Source organism: Variovorax nitratireducens (assembly GCF_051216545.1).
Lineage (GTDB): Bacteria > Pseudomonadota > Gammaproteobacteria > Burkholderiales > Burkholderiaceae_C > Variovorax.
The window spans coordinates 76039-100605 of the sequence record NZ_JBPJZO010000010.1 but is presented as its reverse complement, the minus strand read 5'-3'; the positions used below and the strand labels follow the sequence as shown (position 1 = coordinate 100605).

Annotated in this window: 20 protein-coding genes; 8 read left to right on the top strand and 12 right to left on the bottom strand. The window is 67.4% G+C overall.

Annotated features, from left to right (window positions below):
- Positions 1-16: 16 nt before the first annotated feature.
- The 4 genes from ACSFA8_RS21015 (at position 17) to ACSFA8_RS21000 (ending at position 5514) form a co-directional block, all read left to right on the top strand.
- Positions 17-2023, top strand: coding sequence for a DNA topoisomerase IV subunit B (locus ACSFA8_RS21015; RefSeq protein WP_435481416.1), 2007 nt, complete (start codon positions 17-19; stop codon positions 2021-2023).
- A 96-nt stretch (positions 2024-2119) separates the two neighbouring features.
- Positions 2120-2908: a lytic transglycosylase domain-containing protein gene (locus ACSFA8_RS21010; RefSeq protein WP_435481508.1), complete on the top strand. Its 789-nt coding sequence runs from the start codon at positions 2120-2122 to the stop codon at positions 2906-2908.
- Positions 2909-2944: 36 nt separating this feature from the next.
- On the top strand, positions 2945-5335 hold the full coding sequence (gene parC / locus ACSFA8_RS21005; RefSeq protein WP_435481415.1) for a DNA topoisomerase IV subunit A: 2391 nt from the start codon (positions 2945-2947) through the stop codon (positions 5333-5335).
- Positions 5335-5514 (top strand): hypothetical protein, encoded by a 180-nt coding sequence (locus ACSFA8_RS21000; protein WP_435481414.1) that lies wholly within the window; start codon positions 5335-5337, stop codon positions 5512-5514. The genes parC and ACSFA8_RS21000 overlap by 1 nt, the downstream gene beginning before the upstream one ends.
- A 1-nt stretch (position 5515) precedes the next feature.
- On the opposite strand, the gene ACSFA8_RS20995 is transcribed toward ACSFA8_RS21000, so the two are convergent.
- The 5 genes from ACSFA8_RS20995 to ACSFA8_RS20975 are packed head-to-tail and all read right to left on the bottom strand — an operon-like array spanning position 5516 to position 9720.
- On the bottom strand, positions 5516-6607 hold the full coding sequence (locus ACSFA8_RS20995) for an MBL fold metallo-hydrolase (RefSeq protein WP_435481413.1): 1092 nt from the start codon (positions 6605-6607) through the stop codon (positions 5516-5518).
- A gap of 59 nt (positions 6608-6666) precedes the next feature.
- Positions 6667-7362: a glycosyltransferase family 2 protein gene (locus tag ACSFA8_RS20990; RefSeq protein ID WP_435481507.1), complete on the bottom strand. Its 696-nt coding sequence runs from the start codon at positions 7360-7362 to the stop codon at positions 6667-6669.
- Positions 7359-7961: a class I SAM-dependent methyltransferase gene (locus ACSFA8_RS20985; protein ID WP_435481412.1), complete on the bottom strand. Its 603-nt coding sequence runs from the start codon at positions 7959-7961 to the stop codon at positions 7359-7361. Before ACSFA8_RS20985 ends, ACSFA8_RS20990 begins: the two co-directional genes overlap by 4 nt.
- Positions 7958-8713 carry a PIG-L deacetylase family protein gene (locus ACSFA8_RS20980; protein WP_435481411.1) on the bottom strand — a complete coding sequence of 252 codons (756 nt, stop codon included), beginning with the start codon at positions 8711-8713 and terminating at the stop codon, positions 7958-7960. The genes ACSFA8_RS20985 and ACSFA8_RS20980 overlap by 4 nt, the downstream gene beginning before the upstream one ends.
- Positions 8713-9720 carry an acyl-CoA dehydrogenase gene (locus ACSFA8_RS20975; protein ID WP_435481410.1) on the bottom strand — a complete coding sequence of 336 codons (1008 nt, stop codon included), beginning with the start codon at positions 9718-9720 and terminating at the stop codon, positions 8713-8715. Before ACSFA8_RS20975 ends, ACSFA8_RS20980 begins: the two co-directional genes overlap by 1 nt.
- Positions 9721-9929: 209 nt before the next feature.
- On the opposite strand from ACSFA8_RS20975, the gene ACSFA8_RS20970 reads away from it, so the two are divergent.
- Both ACSFA8_RS20970 and ACSFA8_RS20965 read left to right on the top strand, forming a co-directional pair.
- Positions 9930-11519: an esterase/lipase family protein gene (locus ACSFA8_RS20970; protein WP_435481409.1), complete on the top strand. Its 1590-nt coding sequence runs from the start codon at positions 9930-9932 to the stop codon at positions 11517-11519.
- A gap of 116 nt (positions 11520-11635) precedes the next feature.
- Positions 11636-15175 carry a patatin-like phospholipase family protein gene (locus ACSFA8_RS20965; protein ID WP_435481408.1) on the top strand — a complete coding sequence of 1180 codons (3540 nt, stop codon included), beginning with the start codon at positions 11636-11638 and terminating at the stop codon, positions 15173-15175.
- Positions 15176-15210: 35 nt separating this feature from the next.
- Here the strand turns inward: ACSFA8_RS20965 and ACSFA8_RS20960 are convergent, their stop codons facing one another.
- The 7 genes from ACSFA8_RS20960 to ACSFA8_RS20930 form a co-directional block, all read right to left on the bottom strand.
- Complete coding sequence (locus ACSFA8_RS20960) at positions 15211-16392, bottom strand: O-antigen ligase family protein (RefSeq protein WP_435481407.1); 1182 nt, start codon at positions 16390-16392, stop codon at positions 15211-15213.
- Positions 16385-17281, bottom strand: coding sequence for a ChbG/HpnK family deacetylase (locus ACSFA8_RS20955; RefSeq protein ID WP_435481406.1), 897 nt, complete (start codon positions 17279-17281; stop codon positions 16385-16387). The genes ACSFA8_RS20960 and ACSFA8_RS20955 overlap by 8 nt, the downstream gene beginning before the upstream one ends.
- The gene (locus tag ACSFA8_RS20950) at positions 17224-18798 is read right to left on the bottom strand and encodes an ArnT family glycosyltransferase (protein WP_435481405.1); all 1575 of its coding nucleotides are present in this window, start codon (positions 18796-18798) and stop codon (positions 17224-17226) included. Before ACSFA8_RS20950 ends, ACSFA8_RS20955 begins: the two co-directional genes overlap by 58 nt.
- Entirely contained in the window at positions 18795-19757 is a 963-nt protein-coding gene (locus ACSFA8_RS20945; protein WP_435481506.1) for a glycosyltransferase family 2 protein, read from the bottom strand. Before ACSFA8_RS20945 ends, ACSFA8_RS20950 begins: the two co-directional genes overlap by 4 nt.
- 77 nt (positions 19758-19834) lie before the next feature.
- A complete protein-coding gene (locus ACSFA8_RS20940; protein WP_435481404.1) occupies positions 19835-20413 on the bottom strand; it encodes a phosphatase PAP2 family protein in 579 nt (192 codons plus the stop codon).
- A gap of 140 nt (positions 20414-20553) precedes the next feature.
- Entirely contained in the window at positions 20554-21003 is a 450-nt protein-coding gene (locus ACSFA8_RS20935) for a hypothetical protein (RefSeq protein WP_435481403.1), read from the bottom strand.
- A gap of 53 nt (positions 21004-21056) precedes the next feature.
- A complete protein-coding gene (locus ACSFA8_RS20930) occupies positions 21057-22706 on the bottom strand; it encodes a hypothetical protein (RefSeq protein ID WP_435481402.1) in 1650 nt (549 codons plus the stop codon).
- A gap of 161 nt (positions 22707-22867) precedes the next feature.
- Between ACSFA8_RS20930 and ACSFA8_RS20925 the strand changes: the two genes are divergently transcribed.
- Together ACSFA8_RS20925 and ACSFA8_RS20920 are read left to right on the top strand one after the other, a co-directional pair.
- On the top strand, positions 22868-23611 hold the full coding sequence (locus ACSFA8_RS20925; protein ID WP_435481401.1) for a sugar phosphate isomerase/epimerase family protein: 744 nt from the start codon (positions 22868-22870) through the stop codon (positions 23609-23611).
- Complete coding sequence (locus ACSFA8_RS20920) at positions 23611-24564, top strand: sugar kinase (protein WP_435481505.1); 954 nt, start codon at positions 23611-23613, stop codon at positions 24562-24564. The genes ACSFA8_RS20925 and ACSFA8_RS20920 overlap by 1 nt, the downstream gene beginning before the upstream one ends.
- Positions 24565-24567: the final 3 nt, after the last annotated feature.

Here is a 24567-nt window from a genome sequence, read left to right as displayed (position 1 = left end):
CATACAATCCGCCCCCATGGCAACCCCCAGCAAGACAACTCCGCAAGCGTATTCCGAAGGCTCGATCCGCGTCCTCAAGGGCCTTGAGCCCGTCAAGCAGCGCCCGGGCATGTACACCCGCACGGACAACCCGCTGCACATCATCCAGGAAGTGCTCGACAACGCGGCCGACGAGGCGCTCGCGGGCTACGGCAAGAAGATCAAGGTGACGCTGCACACCGACGGCTCGGTCAGCATCGAAGACGACGGCCGCGGCATTCCGTTCGGCCTGCACCCCGAAGAAAAGGCGCCGGTGGTCGAACTGGTGTTCACCCGGCTGCATGCGGGCGGCAAGTTCGACAAGGGTTCGGGCGGCGCCTACAGCTTTTCGGGCGGCCTGCACGGCGTGGGCGTGTCGGTGACCAATGCGCTGTCGAAGCGGCTCGAAGTGATCTCGTACCGCGAGGGCTCGGTGGCGCAACTCGCGTTTTCGGCCGGCGACGTGATCGAGCCGCTGCAGATCCGGCCCCAGGAAAGCGGCGGCAGCGCCAACGCCGAAGGCGCCCGCGACCGCAAGCAGGGCACCACGGTGCGCGCCTGGCCCGATGCCAAGTACTTCGAATCGCCGACGCTGCCGATCAACGAGCTGACCCACTTGCTGCGCAGCAAGGCGGTGCTGATGCCGGGCGTGACCGTCACTCTCGTGTTCGAGAAGACCATGGAGACACAGCAGTGGCTCTACAAGGGCGGCCTGCGCGACTACCTGATGCAGACGCTCAACGGCGAGCCGGTGATCCCGCTGTTCGAAGGCGCCGGCCATGCCGACAAGAACGCCGACAACTTTGCCGAAGGCGAGGGCGCCGAATGGTGCGTGGCCTTCACCGAAGACGGCCAGCCGGTGCGCGAGAGCTACGTCAACCTGATTCCAACCAGCGCCGGCGGCACGCACGAAAGCGGCCTGCGCGACGGTCTCTTCACGGCCGTGAAGGGCTTCATCGAATTGCACTCGCTGCTGCCCAAGGGCGTGAAGCTGCTGCCCGAAGACGTGTTTGCCCGCGCTTCCTATGTGCTGAGCGCCAAGGTGCTCGATCCGCAGTTCCAGGGCCAGATCAAGGAACGCCTGAATTCGCGCGACGCGGTGCGGCTGGTGTCGAGCTTCGTGCGCCCCGCGCTCGAGCTGTGGCTCAACCAGCACGTCGACTACGGCAAGAAGCTCGCCGAGCTGGCCATCAAGGCGGCCCAGACGCGCCAGAAGGCCGGCCAGAAGGTCGAGAAGCGCAAGGGCTCTGGCGTGGCCGTGCTGCCGGGCAAACTGACCGATTGCGAGAGCAAGGACATCAGCCACAACGAGGTGTTTCTGGTCGAGGGCGACTCGGCTGGCGGTAGCGCCAAGATGGGCCGCGACAAGGAGTCGCAGGCGATCCTGCCGCTGCGCGGCAAGGTGCTCAACACCTGGGAGGTCGAGCGCGACCGGCTGTTTGCCAACACCGAAATCCACGACATTTCGGTCGCCGTAGGCGTCGACCCGCACGGCCCGAACGACAAGCCCGACATGAGCGGCCTGCGCTATGGCAAGGTCTGCATCCTCTCCGATGCCGACGTGGACGGCTCGCACATCCAGGTGCTGCTGCTCACGCTGTTCTTCCGGCACTTTCCGAAACTCATAGAAGCCGGCCACGTTTATGTCGCAAAGCCGCCATTGTTTCGCGTCGACGCGCCCGCGCGCGGCAAGAAGCCGGCCTCCAAGGTCTATGCGCTGGACGAGGGCGAACTGGTCGCCACGCTCGACAAATTGCGCAAGGACGGCGTGCGCGAAGGCGCCTGGAGCATCAGCCGCTTCAAGGGCCTGGGCGAAATGAGTGCGGAACAACTCTGGGAAACGACGCTCAATCCCGACACGCGCCGCCTGCTCAAGGTGCAGCTCGGCCGGCTCGACTTCACGCAGACCCAGGGAGAGATCACCAAGCTCATGGGTAAAGGCGAAGCGGCCGCAAGACGTGATCTGATGGAGCTCCGTGGCGACGATGTCGAAATCGACGTTTGAGCCCGCCATCAGGCGACCCTCGATCTTGTGAATCTTTCAGGCCTTTTCCGTCCGCTGTTCCTGGGCTTGCTGCTATTGATTTCGCAGCAAGGCGCGATGGCGGCCGACATCTACGGCTATGTCGACGAAAAGGGCGTGGCGCATTTCGCGGCTGAAAAACTCGACGAGCGCTACCAGCTCTTTTTTCGGGGTGGCCAGAACTTCGACACGGCCGAGGGCGTGGCGCCGACGGGCCGCGGGCTCGGTGCCGGCACCGGCAAGCTTCCGCCTGCATCGCAAACGCTGCTCGCGCTGTTCGAGAAGTCACCCAACTACAAGAGCGCCAAGAGCGCCCTGCAGGACGCCTCGAAGCGCCATGCGATCGACTACGAACTGCTGCAGGCCCTGATCGCCACCGAGTCGGGTTTCGATGCCCAGGCCGTGTCGCCCAAGGGCGCGATCGGCCTCATGCAACTGATGCCCGCGACCGCGCAGCGCTACGGTGTGCAGGCCGACAAACGGCGCTCGCTGGAGAGCAAGCTCTACGACCCGCGCATCAACATCGCCGCCGGCTCCCGCTATCTGGGCGACCTGATCGCGATGTTTCCCGGCGAAATCGAACTCGCATTGGCCGCATACAACGCGGGCGAGGGCGCGGTGCAACGTGCCGGCAACAAGATTCCGAACTACCGCGAGACGCAGAACTACGTGAAGACGGTGCTTCAGCTCTATGCCCACCTCAAGCCCGGCGCGCGCATTGCCGTGGGCCGCAGCGGCGGCAAGCTGCCGGGGCGCATCCGGATGGAGCTCGCGGTGCCGCAGGGCGGCGCGCTGGGCCGTGGCAATCTGCCGCCGCCCGACGGTGCGCCGCGCATGCCAAGCCTGCCGAGCCTGCCGGCCGAGTGATCCCGATTTTTTGAAGAACCGACGACAGACAGACCCATGGACGATACCTCCCGACCGATGCTCGACCTTCCGCCGCCCGACGACGGCACCGGCATCACGCTGGCCGACTACGCCCAGCAGGCTTACCTCGAATACGCGCTCAGCGTGGTCAAGGGCCGTGCGCTGCCAGACGTGTCGGATGGCCAGAAACCGGTGCAGCGCCGCATCCTCTATTCGATGTCGCGCATGGGCCTGGGCTTCGGCGGCGCCAACGGCACGGTCGGTGCCAAGCCGGTCAAGAGCGCACGCGTGGTCGGCGACGTGCTGGGCCGCTTCCACCCGCACAGCGACCAGGCCGCCTACGACGCGCTGGTGCGCATGGCACAGGATTTTTCGCAGCGCTATCCGCTGGTCGACGGCCAGGGCAACTTCGGCAGCCGCGACGGCGACGGCGCTGCGGCCATGCGCTACACCGAGGCGCGGCTGGCCCGCATCACCAGCCTGCTGCTCGACGAGATCGACGAAGGCACGGTCGACTTCATTCCCAACTACGACGGCTCGACCATCGAGCCGCGCCTGTTGCCGGCACGCCTGCCTTTCACGCTGCTCAACGGCGCGAGCGGCATCGCGGTCGGCCTGGCCACCGAGATCCCGAGCCACAACCTGCGCGAGATCGCCGACGCTTGCGTCGCGCTCATCAAGAGCAATGGCAAGCTGAGTGAAGAAGAACTCTTTGCCATGGTGCCTGGCCCCGACTATCCGGGCGGCGCGCAGATCATCAGCGCGGCCTCCGACATCGCCGAGGCATACCGCACCGGCCGCGGCTCGCTCAAGGTGCGCGCACGCTGGAAGATCGAAGACCTCGCGCGCGGGCAATGGCAGCTCGTGGTCAACGAACTGCCGCCCGGTGTCAGCACGCAGAAGGTGCTCGAGGAAATCGAGGAGCTCACGAACCCGAAGGTGCGTGCAGGCAAGAAGGCGCTCTCGGCCGAGCAGACCCAGCTCAAGGCCGCCATCCTCTCGATGCTCGACGTGGTGCGCGACGAGTCCAGCAAGGACGCGGCTGTGCGCCTGGTGTTCGAGCCGAAGACCTCGCGCATCAGCCAGGAGGACTTCATCACCACCTTGCTGGCGCAGACCTCGCTCGAGACCTCGTCGCCGATCAACCTCACGATGGTCGGCATCGACGGCAAGCCCACGCAGAAGTCGCTGCGCCAGATGCTCAACGAGTGGATCGCGTTCCGCGAGATCACCGTCGAAAAGCGCTCGCGTCACCGGCTCGACAAGGTGCTGGACCGCATCCACATCCTCGAAGGGCGGCAGCTGGTGCTGCTCAACATCGACGAGGTGATCGCGATCATCCGCGCGGCGGACGACCCGAAGGCCGCGTTGATCGCACGCTTCAACCTGAGCGATCGCCAGGCCGAAGACATTCTTGAAATCCGCTTGCGCCAGCTCGCGCGGCTCGAAGCGATCAAGATCGAGCAGGAGCTCAAAGGCCTGCGCGAAGACCAGAAGAAGCTCGAAGACATTCTCGGCAGCCCGGCCACATTGCGCCGCCTGTTGGTAAAGGAAATCGAGTCAGACGCCAAGACCTTCGAAGACCCGCGCCGCACGCTGATCCAGGCCGAGAAGCGCGCCGTGGCCGAGGTCAAGGTGGTGGACGAGCCGGTCACCGTGATCGTGTCGCAGAAGGGCTGGGTGCGTGCGCAGAAGGGCTGGGCCAGCGAGCGTGCCGCCGGTGCGCCCGCGCCGGAATACAGCTTCAAGTCCGGCGATGCGCTGTACGGCGCTTTCGAATGCCGCACGGTCGACACGCTGCTGGTGTTCGGCACTGCCAAGGACAAGGGCGTGCGCGTCTACACCGTGGCGGTGGCCTCGCTGCCGGGTGGCCGCGGCGATGGCCAGCCGGTGACCACGCTGATCGACCTCGACAGCGGCACGCACGTGGCGCACTACTTCGCTGGGCCGCTCGGCGCGAACCTGTTGCTGTCCAACACCGGCGGCTACGGCTTCATCGCCGCAGTCGAGAACATGATCTCGCGCCAGCGCGGGGGCAAGGCGTTCATCGACGTGGGCGAAGGCGAGCAGTTGTGCCGGCCGTCGCTGGTCAGCGGCGCGGGCGGCGCCGAGCCGCTGCCGGCCGCGACGCACGTGGCCTGCGCCTCGACCGGCGGCCGCATCCTGACCTTCGACATCAGCGAACTGAAAAGCCTGCCGAAGGGCGGTCGCGGCTTGACGCTGATCGACCTTGAAGCCAAGGACACGCTCGCGGGCGCGGCGGCCTACACGCGCAGCGTGAAGATCGAAGGCATCGGCCGCGGCGGCAAGGAGCGCGAAGAAGCGCTGGAGATCCGCACGCTGAACAACGCACGCGCCGCCCGCGCGCGCAAGGGCAAGGCGGCCGACCTCGGCTTCAAGCCGGCCAGCATCGTGCGGGTGCAGTGATGGAAGTCGGAACCCTCGCCATCGTGATCGCCGTGGTCAGCGGCCTGGCCAGCTTCTTGGTCGGCCGCTGGCTGTCGCGTGGCCGGCGCGAGAAAAAGGCCGCGCGCGAACGTGCGATGGCCGAAGCCGTGCAGAGCCGCCAGGTTCGGCGTGCACGCGAGCGGCGCCAGCAACGCTGAGTCATTTGAGTCCTGCCCACCAGCGCACGTTCTTGCGCGACGCACCCACTGTCAGGACTTCGCCGATCACCGGCGTGGCCAGCTCGATCTGCTGCGCTGCCGACAGATCCGCGATGCGGTCCAGGGGGTCGTGCCAGGTGTGGAAGGCCAGGTCGAAGGTGCTGTTGTGCACCGAATACAGCACCTTGCCGCGCAAGTCCCGGAAGGCCTGCACGGTCTGCTCGGGCGTCATGTGCACCGCGGGCCAGTAGGCGTCGTAGGCGCCGTTCTCCATCAGCGCCAGGTCGAAGCTGCCGAAGCGCTCGCCGATCTGCTTGAAGCCGCCGAAGTAGCCCGAGTCGCCGCTGTAGAAGATGCGCTGCGTACCGCTCTGGATCACCCACGAGGCCCAGAGCGTGCGGTCGCGGTCGTTCAGCGTGCGTCCGGAGAAATGCTGCGACGGCGCGGCGGTGAGCTGCACGCCGTCGTGCGCGCCGGCTTGCCACCAGTCGAATTCCTCGATGCGCTCGGGCGGCACGCCCATCTCGAGCAGCCGGGCTTTCACGCCCAGAGGCACGAAGTAGCGCTGCACCCGCTTCGCCAGGTACTCGATGGTCGGCACGTCCAGGTGGTCGTAGTGGTCGTGCGAAAGGATCAGGCCCTCGATCGGCGGCAGCTGTTCCAGCCTGAGCGGCGGCTTGTGAAAGCGCCGAGGCCCGACGAAGCTGAAGGGCGAGACGCGCTCGCCGAACACCGGATCGATCAGCCAGAACTTGCCGCGCAGCTTGAGCAGGTGCGACGAGTGGCCCAGGCGCACCACATGGTTGGCCTGGGGGTCGAGCGCCTCGAGCTGCGCGGTGGTCAGCGGCTGCACCGGGATCGGATCGACCGGGACCGTGTCGACCTTGCCGGCAAAGAGAAAGCGCGACCAGATCTTCCAGCTGCCGGCCGAGGGCAGGACCTCCGGGTTGGGCAGGTTCTGGAAGGTGCAGCCTTTGAACTGCGGCGACGCCGCGTAGCGTGCCTCGCAGCCGCTGGTGTTGCTGCAGCCTGCAACGAGCAGGCCGGCCGTGACGATGAGGAGAAGGCGTGCGGCGAGTGGGGCAAGGAGCATGGAAGTGGCGGATGGGCTCAGGTCGCAGCAGCTTACCCAAAAGCGCCTCTTCGATGGTTTCAGGCTGCCAGCGGTTGTTCCGTGGCAGCCAGGCCGGCCGCGATCGCGGCCAGCAGTGCGTCGCCAAAGCCGCCACGCGCCCGTGCGTCCTTGCGTGCGCTGGTCGCCACGCGTGGCGCTGCGCTCCACGCGATGCGCGCACCGGCCTGCTCCAGCGCGGCCACCAGCGCAACGTCTTCGCTGCAGGCCAGCGGCGCGAAGCCGCCGACACGGCGGTACGCCTCGGCCGACACGCCGAGGTTGGCGCCATGGATGTGACGGTGCCCGTCCGCGTCGGTGTAGGTGCGCGCGAAGTGCGTGCGAATCAACGCGTCGTGTTCGGCGTGCGGTGACCAGTCATCGATGCTGACGGAGCCGCACACCGCATCGGCGCCGAGCGCGAGCTGGTGCACCAGCCATTGCGGCGAGACGATGGTGTCGGCATCGGTGAAGGCCAGCCAACGCGCGCCCTCGTCCAGCAGCCATTGGGCGCCGGCCGCGCGCGCGCGGCCGACGTTGCGCGCAGACACTTCGAGCGTGCATACGTCGTGCTGCCTCGCAACGTTGGCGGTGGCGTCGCTGCAGCTGTCGAGCACCACCACCGTGCGCACCGGCTCGCCGCCGAGATCTGCATGCGTCGCAGCCAGCCGCACCGCGCCGAGCGTGGCGCCGATGTACGCGGCCTCGTTGTGGGCCGGAATGACGATGCCGATCACCGGACGCCCTCGCGCTGCGCGACCGAGTGCGGGGCGCGGCACCAGACCTGCAGCAGGAAGTCGGCTTCGTCGTGGAGGACGAGCCGGGCCAGGCCGAGCCCGGCCAGTGCGGCATGCACCTGCGCGGTCGGCAAGGCGCGTTCCGCGAAGTCGGGTCGCCAGTCGCAGGCGACCAGCGTGCCGTCGGCGGCGAGCGACGCATCGCATTCTTCGGCAAGTTGCTGCATCGCCTGTGCATCCAGAAAGTAGCCGACCTCGCTGAGCACGATCAGGTCGAACGGCGCAGCGTCGCGCGGCCAGTCGACCGGCAACTGCTGCTGCACGATCTGCACATTGAGCAGGCCGGCGGTACGACGGCGGGCCACCGCCAGGGCATGTTCGGAAAAATCGCTCGCCAGCACGGTGTCGCAGCGCTGCGCGAGTTCCGCTGTGAGTTCGGCCGCGCCGCAGCCCGGCTCGTAGGCCCGCGAATAGCGCGCGCGCGGCAGCGCGGCCATCAGCACGGCGCGCTTGCGCTGTTCGTACCAGCGGGTGCGCAGCGCGTACGGGTCTTCGTCCGCGCCGTACATGCCTTCGAAGTAGCCCTTCTTGTCGCTCATGCGAACAGCACCTCGAACGGCCGCACCGCGCGCGCGACCGTGCTGTTGCGCAGGATCGGTCCGGCGCCGGTGGAAGGGTCGAACGCCAACTGGCTCGTGAAGGCCTGAACTGCCTGACGCTTGCAACGCACCGCATCGGCGCCGAGCGCGACGCGCCGCGCGCGCCGCCAGGGCATGCGGGCGTCGCCGGGCCGGGCCCAATGCCAGGCCCATACCGGCACCTCGACCAGCCGGGCACCGACGCGCGCCGCCCCGAAGGCGCAGGCGTGGCCGCACGCCTCGTGGTCGGGGTGGCCGTCCATGCGCCAGGTGGTGAAGACCACATCGCTCGGGCGCAGCAACGGCAACAGGCGATCGGCCAGCAGGCTGCGCAGCGCTTGCAGCCCGCCATCGGGCAGGTCGAGCCGCACGGGTGCTTGGGGTACGCCGAGCCGTTGCAGCGCACGCCGGCTTTCGATCGGGCGGATGCGTGCCAACTGGTCGGCCGGCCATTCGCTGGAGCCGGGATGGCTGGCGCTGCCATCGGTCACGGCAACGATGCAGATCTCGCGGTGGAGCGCGGCGAGTTGCGCGAGCAACCCGCCGACGGAAAGCACTTCGTCGTCCGGGTGCGGCGCGACGACCACGGCCCGCGCGCCATCGGGCACGAGTGCTGCTGCCGTCAGCGACGCCATGCTCGCCAAACCCGGCCAGGCCAGCCAATCCGTTTCGGGGGTGCCTTCGCCGCTGTCGATCAGGCGGTCGTTGTCCATCACAGCCGCCATGACAGGGCCTGCGTGGTGTTGGTCAGGCACTGACCAAGGGCGGCGAGATCGCGCTCCGCATGGCTCTGGCGCATGAACACCGGGAGGTCGGCCATCGCATGCGCGAAGCGTTCGTTGCGGCACAGCGGGCCGGCGCCGAGCGCACGGCCGGCATGGCGCAGCACCGATTCGGCTGCCGCCTCGATCGCCAGGCGCGTGCGCAGCGTCAGTGCCTGCACGTTGGCACCGGGTTGCGCGTCGATGGCTGCAGCCGCCTCGCGCAACAGCGCGGCTGCACCTGCCATGGCCACGTCGATCGCGCCCAGATGGCCGAGACGGTGCGGGTCGCTCGCGCCGCGCGAAAGGTCGCGTGTCATGGTCGCGATCCCCAGCGCGCCGCCGAACCAGCAGGCCGCAATGCCGGCACCGCCTTGCCAGAAGCCCGGGCGCCGCGTGTAGTCGCCGGGCGCGCCGACCTGCAGGCCGCGTGCGTTGTCGAACTGCACGTCGACGCTTTCGCTCGCCGCCATGCCGACCGCCTTCCAGCCGTTGTGGGTGACCCGCACGCCGGGCTGGCCGAGCGCCACCGTCGCCAGGCACGGTTCGCCCTCCAGGTTCCAGCCACTGACCACCGCATGGGTCACGCTCGGCGCCCCCGAGCACCAGGCCTTGGTGCCGTCGATGCGCAGTTCAGGCCCGTCGCCCAGTGGCGCAAACGCCAGCCGCGCGTCAGGCGGTTCGGCGCACCAGGTGCCCCAGCGGGTGCCGGGTGCAGGCGTTGGGCCGTCGAGTTCGGCCAGGATCGCGATCGCGTCGGTGTGGCCTTCGAACAGCTTGACCAGCGGCAGGTCGTGTGCCGCCACGGCAGCGAGTCGTTGCCAGCGGGCGAGGGTGCGGCCCGATCCGGGCAGCGGCAGCTGATCGAGGCCGGCGGCAACCAAGTGCGCCAGCGTGAGGCTGCGGCCGTGTTGTTGTTGCAGCCGGACGAGCGGATCGTCGGTGGTGGGGGCAAGCATGTCGTTGTCTCTTGTCTCTTCGTGGGCGGCGAACTGACGCTAGTTGGCGCCTCGTCGGCCAACCGTCGGTGCAGAGCGTCGTGCGCTGTAGGAGCGCGGCCGACTGGCCGGGCGTCCTAAGCCTTGCGCGCTATGGCGGCCTTGGGGCATGGCCGGCACAGTCGGGCTCGGCCGCGAGGCGCGCGGCACCGTCGAAGGAGACAGACACCATGAGCGACAGGCGCTACCCCATCATCTATGTGCGCGGCTATGCGATGACCGAGTCGGAGCGCGACGAAACGGCGGCCGATCCGTTCTGCGGCTTCAATGTCGGCTCCACCGTCTACCGCGCCACGGTTGACAAAAAGGCGCCCGCGCAGAAGTTCGTGTTCGAGTCGCCGGTGGTGCGGCTCCTGGCCGACTACCAGTACCGCAGCGTCTACCAGAACGGGCTCGACATCCTCGACGAAGACTGGAAGCCCTCGCCCGACGAAACCGGCAGGGACGTGGAGGGCATTGCCGCAGCCTCGGTGATCATCTACCGCTACTACGACGCCGGCTCCGGGCTGCTCGGCGACGGCAGCGCACGCGACGTCAAGTTCTATGCGCAGGGGCTAAGCCAGCTGATCCTGCGCGTGAAGGAACTGGTCGCCACGCGCGAAGGCCCGCCGGGGCCCGAAGGCTTTCGCTGCTATCTGGTCGCCCATTCGATGGGCGGGCTCGTGGTGCGTGCCTTCTTGCAGAACCCGGCGCTTGGCGACGCCGCAGCGCGCGCCTGTGTCGACAAGGTGTTCACCTATGCCACGCCCCACAACGGCATCGAGGTGGGCGGCATCAACGTGCCTGGCTGGCTCACGGTGAACGAGATGAACACCTTTAACCGCGACAAGATGGCCGAGTTTCTGGCCACGCCGGCGGTCGACGGCCGCATGGACTATCTGCCCCCCAACGCGTTTCCACCAGAGCGGTTTTTCTGCATGGTCGGCTCCAACCGCGGTGACTACGAGGTGGCCAAGGGGCTGTCGCGCATGTTCGCGGGCCACGGCAGCGACGGGCTGGTCCGCATCGAGAATGCATCGCTCTGGTCGCGCGACAAGGCCGGCCAGGCGCGCCCGGTGGCCACCGCCTACACCTACCGTTCGCACTCTGGCTACTTCGGCATCGTGAACTCGGAAGAGGCCTACCAGAACCTGGTGCGCTTCCTGTTCGGCGACGTTCGGGTTGACCTGTGGTTCGACGTCGACGGCGTCAGCCTGCCGCCCGACATTCCGAAGGATGCCGATGTCGACGCGCTCTATCAGGTCGAACTGCTGGCCGCGCCGCGCGGCAAGCGCTGGTACCTCAGCCGGCGCATCGCCGAAGAAGATTCGCCTGCCTGCCGCACCCACAAGGAACTGACCAACCCAGCGACGCCGGAAAAGCGCTCGATCTATCTGTCGACCGTGTTCCTCGCCAACAAGGCGCGCGTGAAGCAGGATCGCCCGACCCTGGCCTACGCGATGACACTCGGCGTGCGCGTGCCCGACTACCAGGTCAACAAGAAGTTCTGGGTCGATGGCCACTACGAAGGCAGCTCGCTGTTCCGCGACACCCTGGTGATCGAGATCGCGCCGCCGACGGCCGCCGACCCGGCGAAAAAGTGGCAGGTGCAGTACGGCTGGCAAACCGACACCGCCGGCCGCGCCACCCTGCCGATCAGCTACCAGGAAGTGATCGACGGCAAGCTGCAGTTTGTGGTGCCGCTGTCGACCCTGGGCGCCGCGCCGGCCGCACCCGGCATTTCGGGCAAGGTGCGGCTGGAGGTGAGTGCGTGGCGTTGACGGGTGAGCCTGACCCGCAAGAGGGCCTGTCACCCCTACCTGTGCCATAGACCATCCGCCAAATTGCCACCCTCTGTCGACCGTGAAATATTTCACACTCGACACCGAGGAGCCGGATGGACGAGACGCTTCGAGAGCTGGTCAGGACGCGCCGCGAGGCGCTGCATGGGGTCGACGACGGACATCGCCCCTGGGGCCTGGCGCTGTCGGGGGGCGGCATCCGCAGCGCGACCTTCTGCCTGGGGCTGCTCAAGTCGCTGGCGGCGCGGCGGCAGTTGCTCAAGTTCGACATCGTTTCGACCGTCTCGGGCGGCGGCTACACCGGCGCCACGCTCGGCCGCCTGTGCAGCGACGCGAAGTCGGCCGACGAGGTGCGCGACATCGAGCGCGCGATGGGCGACGTCGACCGCGCACGCTTCGGCTGGTGGCTGCGCGGCAACGGGCGCTACCTGATTCCTGGCGGCCTGCGCGACACGCTGTTCGCGGCCGCGCTCTACCTGCGCAACCTGCTGGGCACGCACATCGAGATCGCGATCGCCGCCAGCCTGATCGGCCTGGCTCTGGCCGCAACCAACCTGCTGATGTGGGACGCGGTGTTTCGCGCGGTGGATCTCAACAACATTCAGCCGACCACGGCGCAGGCCACCATCAGCCTGCTGGTGCAGGGGGCGACGCAGTTGCCCACGCTGTGGTTTGCGGCCGTGGGGCCGTTCGTTGCGTCGATGGTGCTGGCCTGTGCCTACTGGTCGGTGCGCGACAAGCCGTCAAGCGCCTTCCTGTGGGGGCAGATCGGCATGTGGTGCGTGCTGATCATCGGCGCCTGCCAGCTCGGCCCGATGCTGGTCGAACTGGCCAGCGGCCCGCGCTGGCTGACGCCGTTGTTCGTCGGCTTCGCGCTGTGCTGGGTGGTGGCGCTGCTCTGGGTGCTTTGGCGCAGTCGCCGTCGCACCGCGGCGCAGCAGCGCAACGAACTGACCGAGGCGCTGGCGTCGGTGCTCAACACCACGCTGCTGATCGGGCTGCTCGGCCTGCTCGATCGCAGTGCCTGGTGGCTGGCCGCGGAGAACCAGGGGCAGCGCGCCTCTTACGGCGCGGTGCTTCTGGTCGCGGCAGCCGGCTTGCGCGCCGTGCTGCCCATGCTGTTGTCGCAGAAGCAGCAGGCGCCCGGCATCGGCAAGAACCTGATGCTCACGCTCGCCAGCCTGCTCGGGCTGGCGCTGGCCTTCTGCCTGGCGGCCTGGTGGATCGGGGTGATGTATGCGGCGGTGCTGCTGCCGGTGTTTCAGCCCCAGGGGCTCGAGTTCTGGCGCGGCTGGGCCTGGTTCGGCGCCATCGGCACGGTCATCGGCGCCTATGCGGTGCTCACCGGATCCAACTTCGCGTTTCTCAACATCTCGTCGCTGCATATGTTCTACAAGGCCCGCATCGTGCGCGGCTACCTCGGCGCGGCCAATGCGCGGCGGCTCGGCGCGAGCCCGACCGACGAGGTCTCGGGACTGCAGCCGCCGCAGGTGCCGGTGGGCGAGGTCGACGCGCACGACGACATCCCGCAACTGCGCTATGCGCCGCACCTGCATGGCGGGCCGGTGCACCTGGCCAACGTGTGCATCAACCAGACGCACGACACCCGGCAGAAGCTGTTCAACCGGGATCGCAAGAGCCAGCCGCTGACCATCGGCCCGCTGGGCTGGATGCAGGCCGGCGGCGCCGATTGGGCGCAGGCGCATGGCGACGGTGCCATGACGCTGGGGGCGTGGACGGCGATTTCAGGCGCCGCATTTGCACCTGGGCTGGGCCGGCTCACCAAGCGCGGCATTGCGGCGCTCACGGTGTTCGCGGGGCTGCGCCTGGGCTACTGGTGGAACAGCGCCGATGCCGGCATCCTGCAGCGCGGCGCAGCCGTGCGCGGCAGCAAGCTGTTGATGAAAACGCGCTTCATGCTGCTGGAATGCTTCGGCGCGTTTCCGGGCAGCAGCTCGGCCAACTGGTACCTGAGCGACGGCGGCCATTTCGAGAACACCGGTGCCTACGCGCTGCTGCGGCAACAGGCCGCGCTGATCGTGATTGCGGATTGCGGCGCCGATCCCGACTACCGCTTCTGCGACCTCGAGAACCTGATCCGCCGCGCCCGCATCGACCTGAACGCCGAGATCACCTTCATGAAGCCGCGACCCGGCGCCGACTGGCAGCCGCTCGAAGCCTTCGGCTCGCTCAACGATCTGGCCTCGCCCAGCAGCCAGGCTTGCCTGGCCCTCGCGCAGGTGCGCTATGCGAGCGGCGCCACCGGGCAGCTGGTGCTGGTCAAGCCCAATGTGTCGGCCTCGCTGCCGGTGGACCTGGTGAACTTCAAGGCCGCGAACCCGCTGTTTCCGCAGCAGCCGACCACCGACCAGTTTTTCGATGAAGCCCAGTGGGAAAGCTACTTCCGGCTCGGCGCCGAAATCGGCACGCGGCTCGAGGGCGAACTGCTCGACAAGGTGGCGCTCGGCGCGCCGGGGCTGTTCGTGCCGGACGACGGGCAGATCCATGCCGTGGCGTCGCCGCCGGCCGGCGCGGCCAACGGCAATGGCAGTGGCAGCACGGCCACCGCCGTGGTCGCCACGGTGAGCCGGCTGCAGGCACGCGTGATCCGGGCCGGCGCGGTCACCGCGACGGTCGGGCTCGGCACCGCCGCCACCTTCGGTGTCGCCGCCTGGCAGGGCATCGACACGTGGCGGGTGCAGCGGGCCGAGGCCGAACGCTCGGAGAACGCGGCTTTCAAGGATCTCTCGCAACTGTGGGCGCGTCTTCGCGTCGGCACCGCCGCGAGCGTGGGCAGCGACGCACCGGCCTTGCTGGCGGCCGAGCTGTTGCGCACCGGCGACCTGTTGTGCCGCGAAGGCCGCGATAACTTCATGGCCAAGTTCAGGCTCTCGGTGCGCATCGTCGACGATGCCAAGGCGGCCTGCGCCAAAGATGCGGAAGACCAGCGCGCGCCGGCCTGCAGGCAACTGCTCGACGCGGGCAACGGCATCGACTGCCTGCAGCCCGTGGTCGCGCCGCCCTGCGTGCCGCGCTACTGGGCGCGCGACTACACGGGCCAGACGGCCTCCAAGGAAAACTGCAGCGGCACCTTGCCGGTGCCGTCGCCAGTCGTGGTGTGGCTGCGCGACCTCATCGCACGGCCGGATGCCCCTGCATCGGTGGTGACTGTCGCGCCACCGCCGGCCCCTGGCAGCGCCGCAGGCACCGATGCAGGGGCGAATCCGCCCTATGGGCTCGGGCTGCCCAACAACGTCAACCAGAGCACCGCCCCCGCAACGGACGGGGTGTGCACCGGCAGGGTGGTCTACATCCAGACCTACGGGCGCGGGCTGCGCGACAAGGTGCGCAACTGGCGGGAGCCGTGGCGCGCATTGGGGGCATCGGTGCCGCCGACCGAGGATGTGCTCAGCACCTCGCGCCGGGCCGGCCGCTCGCCGCCCACGGGCTACTACGAGCCGACCGTGCTGATCGGCGAAGAGACCGCGCGCGCGTGCGCCAACGCGTTGGTACGCTCGGCCGCGTCGCCGACCGGGCAGCCCTGGGTGATCAAGCGCCTGCCCAAATCGATCCAGGGCGCGCCCGATGCGATCGAAGTGTGGCTGCCGCGCACCGGCGACGTGTTCGTGCCGTGATCGTTGAGGTCTGGCTGCCGCGGTTGGAGGAAGGGTTACTGAACCCGGCGAAGGTACAGAAAGACGATCCACGGCAGGCTGAGTCCGATCGCGGCATCGCGCATGGCCGAGTTGACGCAGGTCGCCGTCAAAAGAATCACCATCGCGGCCAGCGCCATTCGGCCTGTGTGATCGCGCCGCTGCCATGCCGTCCGCAGGCCGGCCATGAAGATCGCCACGAGCGTTAGCATGCCGGGCACGCCGGCCTGCGCCCCCATCCAGAGGAAATCGTTGTGGGGCATGTTGTAGTCGGCCAGCAGTTCCGGCGCACGCTGCTTCCATTCATGCGTCCAGCCACCGATGCCCCAGCCGGACCAGGGCCTGTCGAGCATCATTCGCGTGGTCTCCCGGTACATGTAGAAGCGAACCACCCAACTTCCTTCCGACACCGTTCCCTCGCGCGCAGCTTCGAGCTCGGTCACGCCGAGCCTGAATTTCCGCTCGACGGAGGGTGCCTGCGACAGCAGCGCAGCGGAGATCACTGCGGTCGCGCACAGCGCGACTGTCAGCGTTCGCCAACGCCCCCGCCATTTGTGCAGGCAGGCGGCACATACCGCCGCGAGCAGCGCCAGCAGCGAAGTGCGGGAGGGCAGCGCCAGTGTGACGATCACGGCCGTGCCGACGGTGAGAGTTGCTGCCAACAGCGGCCGGTACCCGTCACGACGCCATGACCCGCTCCAGTCGAGTGCCCATACTGCGGATGAGGCGCCCAGGGTCGCGAACAGCAGCGCATCGTTGATGGACTTGTTGCCCTTCATGACCGCCACGTTGTGCCAGAGCAGGAAGTCCGGCAGTCCTGCAACGTGCGTCAACACCATCGCGACGATCGCCAGCAACGCGCCTGCCAGGTACCCGTGAAGACCGAAAGCGGCCTCCTCCACAGACAGCATCGTCGCCACGGCGAGCGTGATGGCGATGCGCATGCCATGCCAGAGATTGGAGGTCGTCTCGGGATAGTGCGGCCCGCATGCCAGCACGACTATCGTCCAGCCGGCGAAGACTGCGATGGGCCAGGCCAGCGGGTTGGCCTTGAACCGGTCGAAGCGTTCTCGATAGCCGCCAGCGCCTGCCAGCCCGAGCAAGACGATGGCCAGACCCAGATAGTTGGCGCCGACCGGCATGAAGACGACAAGGCCCCAAAACAGAACGGCGAACCTGACCGCAGCGCCGCTAACCATGGCCTGCCTGGTCCCCGGCGAGCAGTCGCGACAGCGGGGTCAGGGTCACTGCGCCCGAACGCGTCCGCAACGGGTATCTGATGGTGCGAAGAACGGCGTATTCCTGTCGCCGTGCCTTGCTGATCGGATCCTCCGACGCGGCGCCAAGGGAAGGGTGGCACATCAGGACATCACCGGTTCTGCATTCTTCGAGCCAGACGCCCATTCGGTTTCGATAGCCTTCTGCATTGCCCTTGAAGTCATAGACGCCCAGAAGGCGGTTGCTCATGGAAATTCCACGTCGGGCTGCCGCGTCACGGGTCGCATGTCCGCCCAATGCAAAGATCAGATTCGCTTTCAGGCGGCCCATGCCGCGCATCGCACCCGGCACGGTGCAGCGAACCCAGGGAGACCCGTTTGAGAATCTGTGGGCGATCTCGTCGAGCAGGACATCGCGCACGACCGGGAGCTGATGGACGTGCCGGTGTCCGTCGACGAACGCAGGGGGCCGCCCGAGTGCATCTTCGAAGCGGTTGAGCTGATCGCCAATCTCCGAGCGCAGGACTTCTGCCTCGGCAAAACCCATGTAGCTGCGGGCCATGAGGCTCAACAAGCCGGGTTCAGCGCCGCGTTCAAAGCCAGGGCGGGTGAGATCCAGGTGAAGTCCGATATCAATCTTTTCTGCGTCCATGCCGCGCAACCCGGGAACGCCGGCGCGCCAGGCGCTGCGACGCACCATGCAACTGGTCGCCGAAATCTTGCCGTGCTCGGCCAGATCGAACACCGCCGCATTCACACCGGCATCCAGGCCGAAGTCATCCGCGCAAATGCAGAGATGACGAGACGCGGCGCTCAGGATGACTCCCCGGTCGGCGCTGCAGTGATCCTTGCCGTCGGCAGGCTCAGGCAATGCGGGTCGCCCTGCGCACTGCCGGCGAATCGCCAGACTGCGGCCTGGTCATTGAACGTGACGAGTTGCGCCCGCACCAGCCACGGATTGGCGAGCTGCGCGTTGGAAGGACCGATCAGCCATGTGGCGCGGGGCCGGCACAACACCCCTGGCAGTGCAGCGGTGTCGACCAGCCGTTCGGCCCCGTGCCCGGGTTCGAACTGCGCCGCGTCGTACAGCTCCTTGCGCCAGTTGTCGTGCGCCTCGACCAGTGCGGGCGTCCAGTCGCCGGACACCATCACGGGCTTGTTCAGGCCCCAGTAGAAAGGGATCTCGTAGTAGTAGGCGTCGAGCATCAGCACCTGGTCGTCCGCACCTACCACCTGCCCTTGCGGAAGTTTCAGCCGGGCGCCGGGCGGGCTGGCGACCTTCGCGGTCACCACGACACACGCGACGCACAGCAAGGCTGAGCCGACGGTCGTCCAGCGGCGGCGCGTGATCGCGGTCGCAGCCGATGCCCCTCGAGCAATCAGGTAGGCCAGCGGTGGCAGCGCCGGCAGTACGTAGCCAATGAGTTTGGAGCGCGGCAAGGAGAAGAACACCACGATGCCCGCGCACCAGAGCAGCATGAGCCAGTCGACGTCGGACAGCGCGGGTCGTCCTTCCTGGCCGCGCCATCGCGCGGCAAGGAGCCAGCCGAACCATGGCAAGGTCAGGCCTGCGATCACCGGCAGATAGAACCAGAACGCATGCTGGTTGTTGAACGACCCGGAGGCAGCGAAGCGCCTGAAATGCTGCGTCACGACGAAGTAGTCGAAAAAGCCCGGATACCGGCTCTGCATGACGACGAACCACGGCCCCGCCACTGCGAGCAGGATGGCCCAGCCGGGCGGCCAGGCCATCAGGCGCAGCGCCCGTCGGTGGTGCGTCGTGGCGCACCATGCGACGTAGATCATTCCGGGCAGCACGAGGCCGATCAGTCCTTTTGCAAGCACCCCCAGCGCGGCGAACAGAAATGCGCCGGCCAGCGGCGCACGCCAGGCCATTTGCGACTCCCGGGCCAAGGCGGCCGAGGCGGCCGACAGCAAGGTTGCGGAGATGCAGCCTGCGACGAGCATGTCGAGGTTGGCGAACTGGGCGCCGAGGTAGAAGAAGGGCGTGGTGACGAGCACGGCGACCGACAGACCCGCCTGCGCCAATGTCGACCATCGGCGCAGGAACATGAAGAGCGCGGCCGCCGCCAGCGCCGCGCCGATGAGCGACGGCATTCTTGCGGCCCATTCGGAGCCACCCAGCAGCGCCATCGTGCCAGCGCTGATCCAGTAGAAAAGTGGCGGCTTGTGGAAGAAGGGCAGGCCATCCAGGCGGGGCACCACCCAGTCACCGGAGCGCAACATCGCGGCCGCAACCCCGACGTAGCGCCCTTCGTCGGGTGCCATGAGTGGCCTGAACCACGCCGTGGCGGCGAGCCATGCGAACACCCCGGCCACCAACCACACGGACTGCATGTCGACGGCGCGGGTGCGAAGGCTCTTCATGGGCGCTCCGCGTGGAGGCCCGTGCCCCGCTCGTCACTGATCACATACAAAGGCCGCCCCTTGACCTCTTCGAAGATGCGGGCGACGTATTCGCCGACGATGCCGGTCGAGATCATCTGTATGCCGATGAAGAACATCAGGCTGACCACGATGGTCGTCCAGCCCGAAACCGCATTGCCCACCAAAAGGTGATCCGCGACAAGAAACGTGCCGTAGGCGAATGCAGGCACCGCCAGCAGCAGCCCCACAACGCTCACCATGCGAAGCGGCCAGGTCGTGAACGATGTGAGTCCGTCGACGGCGAGATTGAAGAGTCGTATCGCGTTGAAGCGGCTGACACCGCTTGCGCGAGGGCTCGGGGTGTAGGGCAGCGCGACAGCCTTGAAACCAACCCAGGCGTAGAGACCCTTCATGAAGCGGCTTCGCTCGGGCAGGCTCAGGAGCGCGTCCACGACCTTGCGATCCATCAGGCGGAAGTCCCCGGCGTTCCTGGGCAGTGCGAATCGATCCGATGCGTTGACGAGCTTGTAGAACAGGCCCGCGCCGAAGCGCTTGAGTGTGCCTTCGTCACTGCGCTCGCGACGAACCGCATAGACGACCTCGGCGCCCTCGTTCCATTGCGCCACCATGGAATGGATCATGGAGGGAGAGTGCTGCAGGTCACCGTCGAGCAGTACTACCGCATCGCCGCGCGCGGCCGTCAATCCTGCCGTGAGCGCGGCCTCCTTGCCGAAATTGCGAGACAGCGAAATGCATCGAAAGCCCGACAACTGGCACCATTCGGCGGCGACGGCGACCGTGTCGTCCGTGCTGCCGTCGTCCACGACGATGATCTCCCAGCTCAGGTGTGTCGCCGAGAGAATCTCTTCGAGCCTGGGCAGCAGCTCGCGCAGATTGACTGCCTCGTTGAAGCACGGGATCACGCAGGAAATGCTGTGGGCGGCAATGGCAGGGGCCATCCTGTGCGGCGCCGCAACGGGGGCTCTGCGCGCGGATCCGGTCTCAAAGCTGCGTCGTGCCGCCGGAGAACGATGGTTCATGGTGCCCTCCACGTCCGATCGGCCCGCGCCCGGGTATCGGGTTCACCCTGCGGGATGTAGCGGCCGATGAGACCTTGCAGCAACGCGAAGACGACTGTGACCGCACAGGCCAGCAGCACGCCGGCCGCAATGTCTTCGGGAAAATGGACGCCCACGTAGACGCGTGCCCAGCCGGTGGCGGCAGCGAGCGCGATCATCGCGACACTCCAGTCGCGCAACCCCGACCGCAGCATGAAAGTCAGCGCGACCACCGACATGACAGCCGCATGCGCGCTTGGTAGCGCTGCACTGTCCGCATGGCTGATGTAGGCAGGGCTCAGGCCGAGCGCAAATGGTCTCGGTAAATGGAGCCCACCGGCGATCGCATGCGCCAGGATGGATGTTGCTGCTGCCGCGACGAGTACAGCCATCAGATAGGTGCGCTGGGACGGCCGCTGCCAGCCGAGCCAGCCCATCGTCGCCGCGGAGGCCCAGGCACCTCCTATGGCAATGCCGCGCGCCAGCGTGAGCAACCAGGGCGTTGGCGTGTATCCGGCGGCAATCCAGTGAAAGAGTTGGAGGTTCAGATCACGCATGCAGCCTCCTGCGACGCACGACTGCCCGAGGCACTCGCGGAGTGCCTTGAAATTTGATTCACGATAAAACCTTTCGACCAAGAACGAGGATCCGCGCAGCGGGGCGCAGCAGGACGATCAACGCCGGCTGGCGTTGATCGTCAGGTCGTCAGGGGAGGGGCTGTTTTGGGCGGCAGACGCCGCCAGGGCGCAGTCGGCGGTGGCGCGCCGCTCCGTGTGGGGACGCGCCCCTGTAGGTGGCGCTCGACCGGTTCGACAAGTCGCACCAGTGCGATCGTCAAAGGCAGCAGCAGGAACACCAATGCCATCAGGCCATCAAGGCCGTGCTCGAGCGCGTTGGGCAAATCGACGCTGGCCGCGCTTTGCGCAAAGAGCGTGGTCTCGCGGTCATCCGGATGATCGGCGCGGCCGTCCGCTTCAAATTGCGTGGTATCGCTGACGACCCGTATGCGGACGGCCGGCTCGTCTTCCCAGCCGTCGCAGCGGAAATGAACAGCAAGAAAAGGCTGGCACAAAGTCAGCAGCACGCCGCAGAGGCACCACCATACGCAGTGTGTTGAAACCAGTTTGCGCAGGCGCGACGACAGCATGGCCGGGACGATACGGCCGGCGGGTGACTGCAGCCTGACTCTCGTGCTGCGCCTCAGTCCGATCCCCGCTTCCACACCCGCACCAGCGCCGCCAGCTTGCCACGCAGCGTGAGCCTGTCGTTCGAAAGCGCGTCGATGAAGTCCGACAGGCGCTGCGACTTCACCATCGTGTAGATCGTGAGCCAGGTGGTGGCAATGAGCACGACGCCGAACCACAGCAGCTTGATCGGCAGCGGCGACTCGGCCTCGGCCAACAGGTTCATGCCGAGGAAGCCGGTGGTGACGGTGCCGATCAGCCCGAACAGCGTGACCACGGTGAGCCGCACCACGGTGTTGGCCTGGCGGCGCAGGCTGTCGGCATCCAGGTAGGTGTTCATGTCGGCGATGCGCACGCGCACCTCGTCGTAGAGCGGGTCGAGCCCGAGGTGCGTGGCGCACAGGTGCGACAGCGCGCGCACCTGGGCCTGCTCCGAGATCTCATGGAACCAGTAGCGGTGCGTGAAGCGCAGGAAACGCTCGAAGTTGCCGCGGATCGAGCGCTTGAAGCGCTTGACGCTCGGCGTGCTGTGGATGTTCATCTGCTTGAGCGCCTCGACCAGCTGGTCGGAGAACATCAGCAGCGAGGCCTTCTGGAAGTGCGCGATCAGGAACAGCAGGAAGTGCTGGTGGCGGAACTGGGCCAGCACGCCGCGATCCCTGCAGCAGAAAAATTCGGAATGCGCATCCCCCACCACCACCAGCGCATGGCCGTTGCAGATGTAGCGCGTGTAGGGCGCCGCGCCGGAATCGACCCAGAAGCGGTCGTAGCAGTACTTCTGCTCGAAATCGGCCAGGTGCCGCTCGGCATAGGGCAGGGTGGCATCGCTTTCGCCCGCGCCGGTGACCAGCCCCAGGCGGATGAAATCATTGCGGCTGAGCTGCTTCGGATCGTCGAGCGACAGGTACGCCATGGTCGGCATGCGGTAGTACTCGATCTGCCGGTAGCGCAGCGCGCCGGGCTCGTCGGAATGGTCGCTCACCAGCGGCTGCATCACATAGGCCCAATGCGCCGAGATGCGCGGCGCGCGGTGCTCGGCCACGTGCGACAGGAAGGCCTCGCGCTGCTGCGCGTCCGAGCGCGACAGCACGCTGCCGTCGGCCGCGAGCCATTCGACGCTGCTCATGCAGTGCAGCGCCGCACCATTCGCATCCCAGCCGGCCGGGTAGGCGCGGCCGAAGCGGTAGAGCAGCTCTGCTGCCTGCGCCAGGCTCAGGTTGTCGGCGCCGACTTCGACGTTGAGCATCACGACGTCGATATCGAAGAAGAAGTAGAGGTCGGTGTGCACCACTTGCAGCGTGACCGGCGCATCGCCGGGCCGTGCCACCAGGCGCACCGCCGCGATGTCGTTGCGGCGGAACACGCGCATCGGCGAGTCGCCGTCGTTGCCCGTGGTGCCGCGCGCGCGGCCCTCGCCATAGAGGAAGCGCTGCACGTAGGGCAGAAAGCTCACGAACTCGTTGTAGTGGCGTTCGTGGAAGCGGTTCGCATCGCCGGTGTATTCGTCGACTACTTCGTGCCACGGCGACTTGTCGCCCATGTCGCGCAGCACCTGCCAGGGGCCGTGCTGGCGTGCGTGTGCCGCCTCGGTCGGCATCAGCCGCAGGGGCCAGAGCAGGGCCTGGCGGAAATGCTGAACGGCGGGGGGCGTGGCGACGTGTGACATGGCCCCAGTGTAGACAGGGAGATCGATCAGGGGAATCCATGATCGGATTCTGAAAGGTCAGCGAGGGGCTCGGCTTCGACCATCCGAAGCATGAGAAACTGCGCCCGGTTTTTCCCGGTCAGATCCTGCGTTCCAACGACGCACATTGAGCGTTTTTTTCCATGAGCGATGTGCTGATTTCCCTTTCTTCGTTCGGCGCCGCCGAAGTCGGCCGCCATGGCCAGCTCTTTTTCGCGCAGCTCGCGCGTGCGGCCGGGGCCGACTCGGTCGAGGTGCGCGGCGAACTGCTGCGCGACCCGGCCAGCGAGTTACCGACGCTGGCCGGGCTCGCCAGCGTCTACTCCAGCCCGGAGGGGCTCTGGGCCGAGGGCGGTTGGCTTGACAGCGCGGCCTTGAACCGTGGCATCGCGGCCGCCACCACGCTCGGCGCGCGCCGCCTCAAGATGTCGCTTGGCGACTTTCGCGCCTCGTCGCAAGGTTCGCTCTGGGGCCTGAAGGTGCAACTGGCCGAAACGCGCATCGAACTCGTGATCGAGAACGACCAGACCGCGGCGGCCGGCAGCGTGCCGGCGCTGCAGCATTTTTTCGAGGTGGCCGATCGCGCCGGTGTCGAGCTCGGCATGACCTTCGACATGGGCAACTGGCATTGGCTTGGCGAATGCCCGCTCCAGGCGGCACAGGCTTTTGGTTCGCGCGTGCGCTACGTGCATGCCAAGGGCGTGCAGCGGCTGCCCGCCAAATGGGTTGCGGTGCCGCTCGCCGATTCCGTGGCGCCCTGGCGTTCGATCCTGCGTGCGCTGCCGGCCGAAGTGCCGGTCGCGATCGAGTACCCGCTCCCCGGGGACGACCTGCTGGCGGTCACCCGCAACGAAGTGGCGCAGTTGCGCGCCCTGAGGGCCGCATGATGGGTGCGCCCACCGCTTTCGACGTGGCGCTGTTCGGCGAGGCCATGCTGCTGCTGGTGGCCGATCGGCCGGGCCCGCTCGAAGAGGCCACTGGCTTCCACAAGCGTACGGCCGGTGCCGAGACGAATGTGGCGATCGGCCTTTCGCGGCTCGGCCTCAAGGTCGGCTGGGCCAGCCGGCTCGGAACCGACTCGATGGGGCGTTCGCTGATCGCCAGCATGAAGGCCGAGGGCATCGATTGCTCGCACGTGATCTCAGATCCGGCACAACGCACCGGCTTCATGCTCAAGGGCCGCGTGACCGACGGCAGCGACCCGCCGGTCGAGTACCACCGCAAGGGCTCGGCCGCGAGCCAGATGGGACCGGCCGATGTCGACGAAGCCTGGTTGTGCTCGGCACGCCACCTGCATGCCACCGGCGTGTTCGCGGCGATCTCCGACACCAGCTTGCAGACCGCGCTCAAGTGCATGGACGTGATGCGCGCGGCCGGGCGCACGATTTCGTTCGACCCCAATCTGCGGCCCACGCTCTGGTCGTCGACCGACACGATGCGCCACTGGCTCAATGAACTCGCGGGGCGCGCCGACTGGGTGTTGCCCGGCATTGAAGAGGGTCTGCTGCTCACCGGCGAAAGCACGCCCGAAGGCATTGCGCGTTTCTACCGTGGGCGCGGCGCAAAGCTGGTGGTGGTGAAGCTCGGCGCGGCCGGTGCGTACTACGACAGCGACACGGCCGGAACCGGCCGTGTCGAAGGTTTTCCGGTGGAGCAGGTGATCGACACGGTAGGCGCCGGCGATGGCTTCGCGGCCGGTGTGGTGAGCGCCTTGCTCGAAGGCCGCAGCGTGCCAGACGCCGTGCGCCGCGGCGCCTGGATCGGTGCGCGCGCGGTGCAGGTGCTCGGCGATACCGAAGGGCTGCCGACGCGGGCGCAGCTTGAACAGGCGAAGCTGTGAGCC